Below are 5888 nucleotides of genomic sequence, written 5' to 3'. Positions count from 1 at the left end.
GGCGCGGGCGGACGCCTTCGGGGCCACCCCGCCCGAGCAGCTCGTCCCGGACCTGCGCGGCAAGGACGTCGTCTTCGCCTTCATCGAGAGCTACGGCCGCGCCGCCGTCGAGGACCCCCTCGTCGCCCCCGGCGTGACCCGCACCCTCGACACGCACACCGAGGTGCTCGCGCGGGCCGGTTACCACGCCCGCAGCGGCTGGCTCACCTCGGCGACCTTCGGCGGCAGCAGCTGGCTCGGCCACTCCACGGCCCTGTCCGGCCTGTGGATCGACAACCAGCAGCGCTACCGCACCGTCACCAGCGGCGATCGCCTCACCCTCACCAAGGCGTTCCAGAAGACCGGCGCCTGGGACACCGTCGGCGTCATGCCGGGCGTGCAGAAGGGCTGGCCGGAGGCGAAGTGGTACGGCCTGGACAAGGTCTACGACGCCTTCGACCTCGGCTACCGGGGCCCGAAGTTCAGCTGGTCGACGATGCCCGACCAGTACGCCCTGGAGGCCTTCGAGCGCCTGGAGCACGGCCGCGCGCGCGGCCGGCCGCTGATGTCGGAGGTCATCCTGACCTCCAGCCACCAGCCCTGGGCGCCGCTCCCCGAGCTGGTCGGCTGGGACGAGCTCGGCGACGGCTCGGTCTTCGACGCCGTCCGGAAGGACGGGCGGAGGTCCGCCGACGTCATCGCCGACACCGCCGCGTCCCGGCGGGAGTACGGCCGGTCGATCCAGTACTCGGTCACCAGCCTCCTGCAGTGGCTGGAGCGCTACGGCACCGACGACACCGTCCTGGTCTTCCTCGGCGACCACCAGCCCATCGCCCGGGTCAGCGGCCACCGCGCGAGCCGCGACGTGCCGGTGTCGATCGTCGCCAAGGACCCCGAGGTGCTGGAGAAGATCGCCGACTGGAACTGGACGGAGGGCCTCAGGCCGTCCGAGGACGCGCCCGTGTGGCGGATGGACGCGTTCCGCGACCGTTTCCTGAGGGCCTACGGCTCCGTCCCGCACCCGACCGGCGGCTAGGGCCGGTCCGGCACGATCCGCCGGGCAGGCCCCGGTCCCCTCTTGCGGACGGTCGACGGGGACGTGACGGCACCGGTCCGAGCAGCCGCGCGATCCGCCCGCGGCCTCGGCCGACACCGCGTGCCGGGCTCGGCGGCAACGAACGTGACCGTTATATGACCACCCCTGTTCGCCAGGCGTTCCTGTTGCTAGCGTGCCGCGCTACGCAAGAAAATGACCAAGGAACCGTGATCATGTCCAGTCCTTCCCGTGAGCAGTGGGGAAGCCGCGCAGGCTTCCTGTTCGCCGCGATCGGATCGGCGATCGGCCTCGGCAACATCTGGCGCTTCCCCGCCGTTGCCTACGAGAACGGCGGCGGGGCCTTCCTCCTGCCGTATCTCGTCGCGCTGCTGACCGCCGGTATCCCGTTGCTCGTCCTCGAGTACTCGATCGGCCACCGATTCCGGAAGTCGCCCCCGGCGGCCTTCCGCAAGCTGTCCCGACCCGCTGAGGCAATCGGCTGGTGGCAGGTCGCGATCTGTTTCGTGGTCGCCGCCTACTACGCCGTCATCATCGCCTGGGCGGTGCGCTACGTCGGTTACTCCTTCGGCGAGCAGTGGGGCGGCGACGCCAACGCCTTCTTCTTCGGCGACTTCCTCCAGGCCGCCGAGACGCCCGGCGTCATGTCGTCCTACGTGGACGGTGTGCTCTGGCCCCTCATCGCGGTCTGGGTGGTCGTGCTCGTCATCCTGGCGCTCGGCATCCGCAACGGGATCGAGAAGGCCAACAAGTTCTTCATCCCGCTGCTGGTGCTCTTCTTCGTCGTCCTGGTCGGCCGCGCGCTCACCCTCGACGGTGCCGGCAAGGGCCTGGACGGCCTGTTCCGGCCGGACTGGTCGGCGCTCGGCGACGGCAGCGTGTGGGTCGCCGCGTACGGTCAGATCTTCTTCTCGCTGTCCATCGGCTTCGGCATCATGATCACGTACGCCTCGTACCTGAAGAAGCGCTCGGACCTCACCGGCACCGCGATGGTCGCCGGCTTCGCCAACAGCGCCTTCGAGATCCTCGCGGGCATCGGCGTGTTCGCCACCCTCGGCTTCATGGCCGCGGCCCAGGGAGTCGGGGTGAACGAGGTCGCGAGCTCCGGCATCGGCCTGGCGTTCGTGGCGTTCCCGACGGTCATCTCCCAAATGCCGATGGGCGCGCTGTTCGGCGCGCTGTTCTTCGCCTCGCTGGTGATCGCCGGCCTCACCTCGCTGATCAGCATCGTGCAGGTCGTCATCGCCGCCGTGCAGGACCGCACCGGTATGCGCCGGGTCCCGGCGGTCCTGAGCGTCGGCGGCGCCGTCGCCCTGGTGTCGATCCTCGTCTTCCCGACCGACAGCGGCATCTACCTGCTGGACGCGGCGGACCACTTCATCAACCAGTACGGCATCGTGCTCGCCGCGCTGGCCTCGCTCGTCCTCGTGGGCTGGCTGCTGCGTCGGCTGCCCGCCTTCCAGAAGCACGCCAACGACGTCTCCACGATGCGGGTCGGCCGCTGGTGGCTGGTCTGCCTCGGCATCGTCACCCCGCTGGTGCTCGGCTGGATGATGGTCGACAGCCTGCGGGCGGAGTTCGCCGAGAACTACGAGGGCTACTCGACGGAGTTCCTGCTCTGGGCCGGCTGGGGCGTCGCCGCGGCGGCGCTGCTCGTCGGCGTGGTCCTCAGTCTGGTGCCCTGGCGCTCCGCCGACTCCGAAGCCGCCGAGGAGGCGGGCACGGCGGCCGGCGCGAAGGCCGGTCCGGACTCCGCCGTGAAGGCGGGCTCCGGCTCCGACGCACCTGAAGGGGGGAAGAACTGATGTCGACGAGTGCGATCATCATGCTGATCGTGGCCATCGTGATCGTCTGGGGCGGTCTGGTGGGCGCCATCGTCCACCTGCGCCGCCACCCCGAGCGTCCCGAGGACGACGCGGCCCCGGCGCAGCCCGCGGCCTGAGCGGTTCGGACACACCGGTACGGCTCCGCTCCCCGGGGAGCGGAGCCGTACGCACGTCCTCTGTGAGGAGCGGCGCCGATCAGCCGCCGGAGGTGTCGAGTTCGGCGTCCTCGCCGACGCCCGCGCAGTCGTACGGGTCCTTCAGCCAGCCGTCCGGCAGCACCACCCGGTTGTTGCCGGACGTACGGCCGCGGGGGCCGTCGGCGCCGGTCGGCCAGGGCTGGTCGAGGTCGAGCCCGTCGAGGCCGGCCCGCAGTTCCTCCAGCGAGGAGGTGACCGCGAGCCGCTTGCGCATCTCGGAGCCGACCGCGAAGCCCTTCAGGTACCAGGCGACGTGCTTGCGGAAGTCGATCACCCCGCGGGACTCGTCGCCGATCCACTCGCCGAGCAGGGTCGCGTGCCGGACCATGATGTCGGCGACCTCGCGGAGGGTGGGCCGCGTACCGCGTCCACCGAGGTCTCCGGCACCGGGCCGGGTGCCTCCCTCGAAGGCCGCCACCAGGTCCGCGAACAGCCACGGCCGCCCGAGGCAGCCGCGGCCCACGACCACGCCGTCGCAGCCCGTCTCGCGCACCATCCGCAGCGCGTCCTCGGCCGACCAGATGTCGCCGTTGCCGAGCACCGGGATCTCCGGGACGTGCTCCTTCAGCCGCGCGATGGCCTCCCAGTCGGCGGTGCCGCCGTAGTGCTGGGCGGTGGTGCGGCCGTGCAGCGCGATGGCCCGCACGCCCTCCTCGACCGCGATCCGCCCGGCGTCCAGGTAGGTCAGGTGGTCGTCGTCGATGCCCTTGCGCATCTTCATCGTCACCGGCAGGTCCCCGGCCCCGGCGACCGCCTCGCGCAGGATGGCGCGCAGCAGGTTCCGCTTGTAGGGGAGGGCCGAGCCGCCGCCCTTGCGGGTCACCTTGGGGACCGGGCAGCCGAAGTTGAGGTCGATGTGGTCGGCGAGGTCCTCCTCCACGATCATGCGGACGGCCTTGCCGACGGTCGCCGGGTCGACGCCGTAGAGCTGGAGCGAGCGCGGCTTCTCGCTCGCGTCGAACGTGATCAGCTGCATGGTCTTGTCGTTGCGTTCGACCAGCGCCCGGGTGGTGATCATCTCGCTGACGAACAGTCCCTTGCCCCCGCTGAACTCCCGGCACAGGGTGCGGAAGGGCGCGTTGGTGATCCCGGCCATGGGGGCGAGCACGACGGGCGGCTGGACCGTGTGCGGGCCGATCTGCAGGGTCGGGTTCGTCGTGGACGTGGGCGTGGGCATTCCCCCATTGTCCCGCATGCCGCGGGGTACCCGGCACGCTGATCGTGTAGCGGTCATTAGTTAACCGCACTATTGAAGTCCGCCTACGATGGGACCCATGTCCGAGCTCAGCCCCCGCCGACGCGTGCTGGTGCTCGCGATCTGCTGCATGAGCCTGCTGATCGTGAGCCTGGACAACACCGTCCTGAACGTCGCCCTGCCCTCCATGCAGCGGGAGTTCCACGCGAGTACCTCGGGTCTCCAGTGGTCCATCGACGCCTACACCCTCGTCCTCGCCTCGCTGCTGATGCTCGCGGGCTCCACCGCCGACCGGATCGGCCGCAAACGGGTCTTCATGACGGGCCTGGTGGTCTTCACCCTCGGCTCGCTGCTGTGCTCGCTCGCCCCGAGCCTCGAGGCGCTGGTGGTCTTCCGGATGGTGCAGGCGGTGGGCGGCTCGATGCTCAACCCGGTCGCCATGTCGATCATCACCAACACCTTCACCGACCCCCGCGAACGCGCCCGCGCGATCGGCGCGTGGGGCGCGGTCGTCGGTCTCTCGATGGCCGCCGGCCCGTTGGTGGGCGGTCTGCTGGTGCAGTCGGTCGGCTGGCGCTCGATCTTCTGGATCAACCTGCCGGTGGGCCTCGCCGCCCTGCTGCTCACCCTGCGCTTCGTCCCGGAGTCCCGCGCGCCCCGGGCCCGCCGCCCCGACCCGGTCGGCCAGCTCCTGGTCATCGCCCTGTTCGGCTCCCTGACGTACGCGATCATCGAGGCCCCGCACGCCACCCTGCCGGCGATCGCCCCCTTCGCCGTCCTCGCGCTCGCCTCCCTGGTCGCCCTCCTGCTCTACGAGCCCCGCCGCCGCGACCCCCTCATCGACCTCCGCTTCTTCCGCTCGGCACCCTTCAGCGGGGCCACGGTGATCGCGGTGAGCGCGTTCGCGGCGCTCGGCGGGTTCCTGTTCCTGACCACGCTCTACCTGCAGAACGTCCGGGGACTGAGCGCCCTGGAAGCCGGTCTGTGGATGCTCCCGATGGCCGTCCCCACCTTCCTGTGCGCCCCGCTCTCCGGCCGTCTGGTCGGCAGCCGGGGCCCGCGCCTGCCGCTGCTGATCGCGGGCGGCGCGATGACGGTGAGCGGGCTGCTGTTCGCCCTCTTCGAGGCCGAGACCTCCGACGCCACCCTCTTCATCGGCTACGTCCTGTTCGGCATCGGCTTCGGCTTCGTCAACGCCCCCATCACCAACACCGCCGTCTCCGGCATGCCGACCGCCCAGGCCGGGGTGGCCTCGGCGGTCGCGTCCACCAGCCGTCAGCTGGGCCAGGCGCTGGGGGTCGCGGTGGTCGGCGCGGTGCTGGCGGCCGGGGTGGGGTCGTCCCCGTACGCGGACGCCTTCGTACCGGCGGCACGGCCCGGCTGGTGGATCCTCGCCGGCTGCGGGCTCGCGGTCCTGGTGGTGGGCGCGGCGACCTCGGGCCGCTGGGCCCGCGGGACGGCGCGGCGGACGGCCGAGCGGCTGGCGCCGCCGGAGGTCCGCCGGACCGTCGGGACGGGCGCGTAGCGGGCCCGCGTCACCGCGTCACGACGACGGGTCCGCCGGGAGCAGGGTGACGAGTTCGGGCCACCACTCGGGGCGCTCCCGCGCCCGGCCGCGCAGGACCGGGCCGGCCGCG

General features: G+C 71.6%; 5 protein-coding genes. 4 read left to right on the top strand and 1 reads right to left on the bottom strand.

Annotated elements, in window-relative coordinates:
- The 3 genes from B7L92_RS13530 to B7L92_RS13520 form a co-directional block, all read left to right on the top strand.
- The coding region (locus tag B7L92_RS13530) for an alkaline phosphatase family protein (RefSeq protein WP_081237654.1) at window positions 1-1015 on the top strand (1015 nt) is incomplete at its 5' end.
- Between the two features lie 233 nt (window positions 1016-1248).
- Window positions 1249-2838: a sodium-dependent transporter gene (locus B7L92_RS13525; protein ID WP_081237653.1), complete on the top strand. Its 1590-nt coding sequence runs from the start codon at window positions 1249-1251 to the stop codon at window positions 2836-2838.
- On the top strand, window positions 2838-2975 hold the full coding sequence (locus B7L92_RS13520) for a methionine/alanine import family NSS transporter small subunit (protein WP_004988400.1): 138 nt from the start codon (window positions 2838-2840) through the stop codon (window positions 2973-2975). Before B7L92_RS13525 ends, B7L92_RS13520 begins: the two co-directional genes overlap by 1 nt.
- 79 nt (window positions 2976-3054) lie before the next feature.
- Here B7L92_RS13520 and dusB read toward each other — a convergent pair whose 3' ends face one another.
- Complete coding sequence (gene dusB, locus B7L92_RS13515) at window positions 3055-4233, bottom strand: tRNA dihydrouridine synthase DusB (RefSeq protein WP_081237652.1); 1179 nt, start codon at window positions 4231-4233, stop codon at window positions 3055-3057.
- Window positions 4234-4330: 97 nt separating this feature from the next.
- On the opposite strand from dusB, the gene B7L92_RS13510 reads away from it, so the two are divergent.
- Window positions 4331-5776 (top strand): MFS transporter, encoded by a 1446-nt coding sequence (locus B7L92_RS13510; RefSeq protein ID WP_081237655.1) that lies wholly within the window; start codon window positions 4331-4333, stop codon window positions 5774-5776.
- Window positions 5777-5888 lie beyond the last annotated feature (112 nt).

The organism is Streptomyces viridosporus, assembly GCF_002078235.1.
In the GTDB taxonomy this organism is placed as follows: Bacteria; Actinomycetota; Actinomycetes; order Streptomycetales; family Streptomycetaceae; genus Streptomyces; species Streptomyces viridosporus.
This window is presented reverse-complemented; position numbering and strand designations above follow the sequence as displayed.

Coding starts and splice junctions, on each gene's coding strand:
- dusB (WP_081237652.1), bottom strand. CDS start 4,233: ATGCCCACGCCCACGTCCACGACGAACCCGACCCTGCAGATCGGCCCG.
- B7L92_RS13510 (WP_081237655.1), top strand. CDS start 4,331: ATGTCCGAGCTCAGCCCCCGCCGACGCGTGCTGGTGCTCGCGATCTGC.
- B7L92_RS13520 (WP_004988400.1), top strand. CDS start 2,838: ATGTCGACGAGTGCGATCATCATGCTGATCGTGGCCATCGTGATCGTC.
- B7L92_RS13525 (WP_081237653.1), top strand. CDS start 1,249: ATGTCCAGTCCTTCCCGTGAGCAGTGGGGAAGCCGCGCAGGCTTCCTG.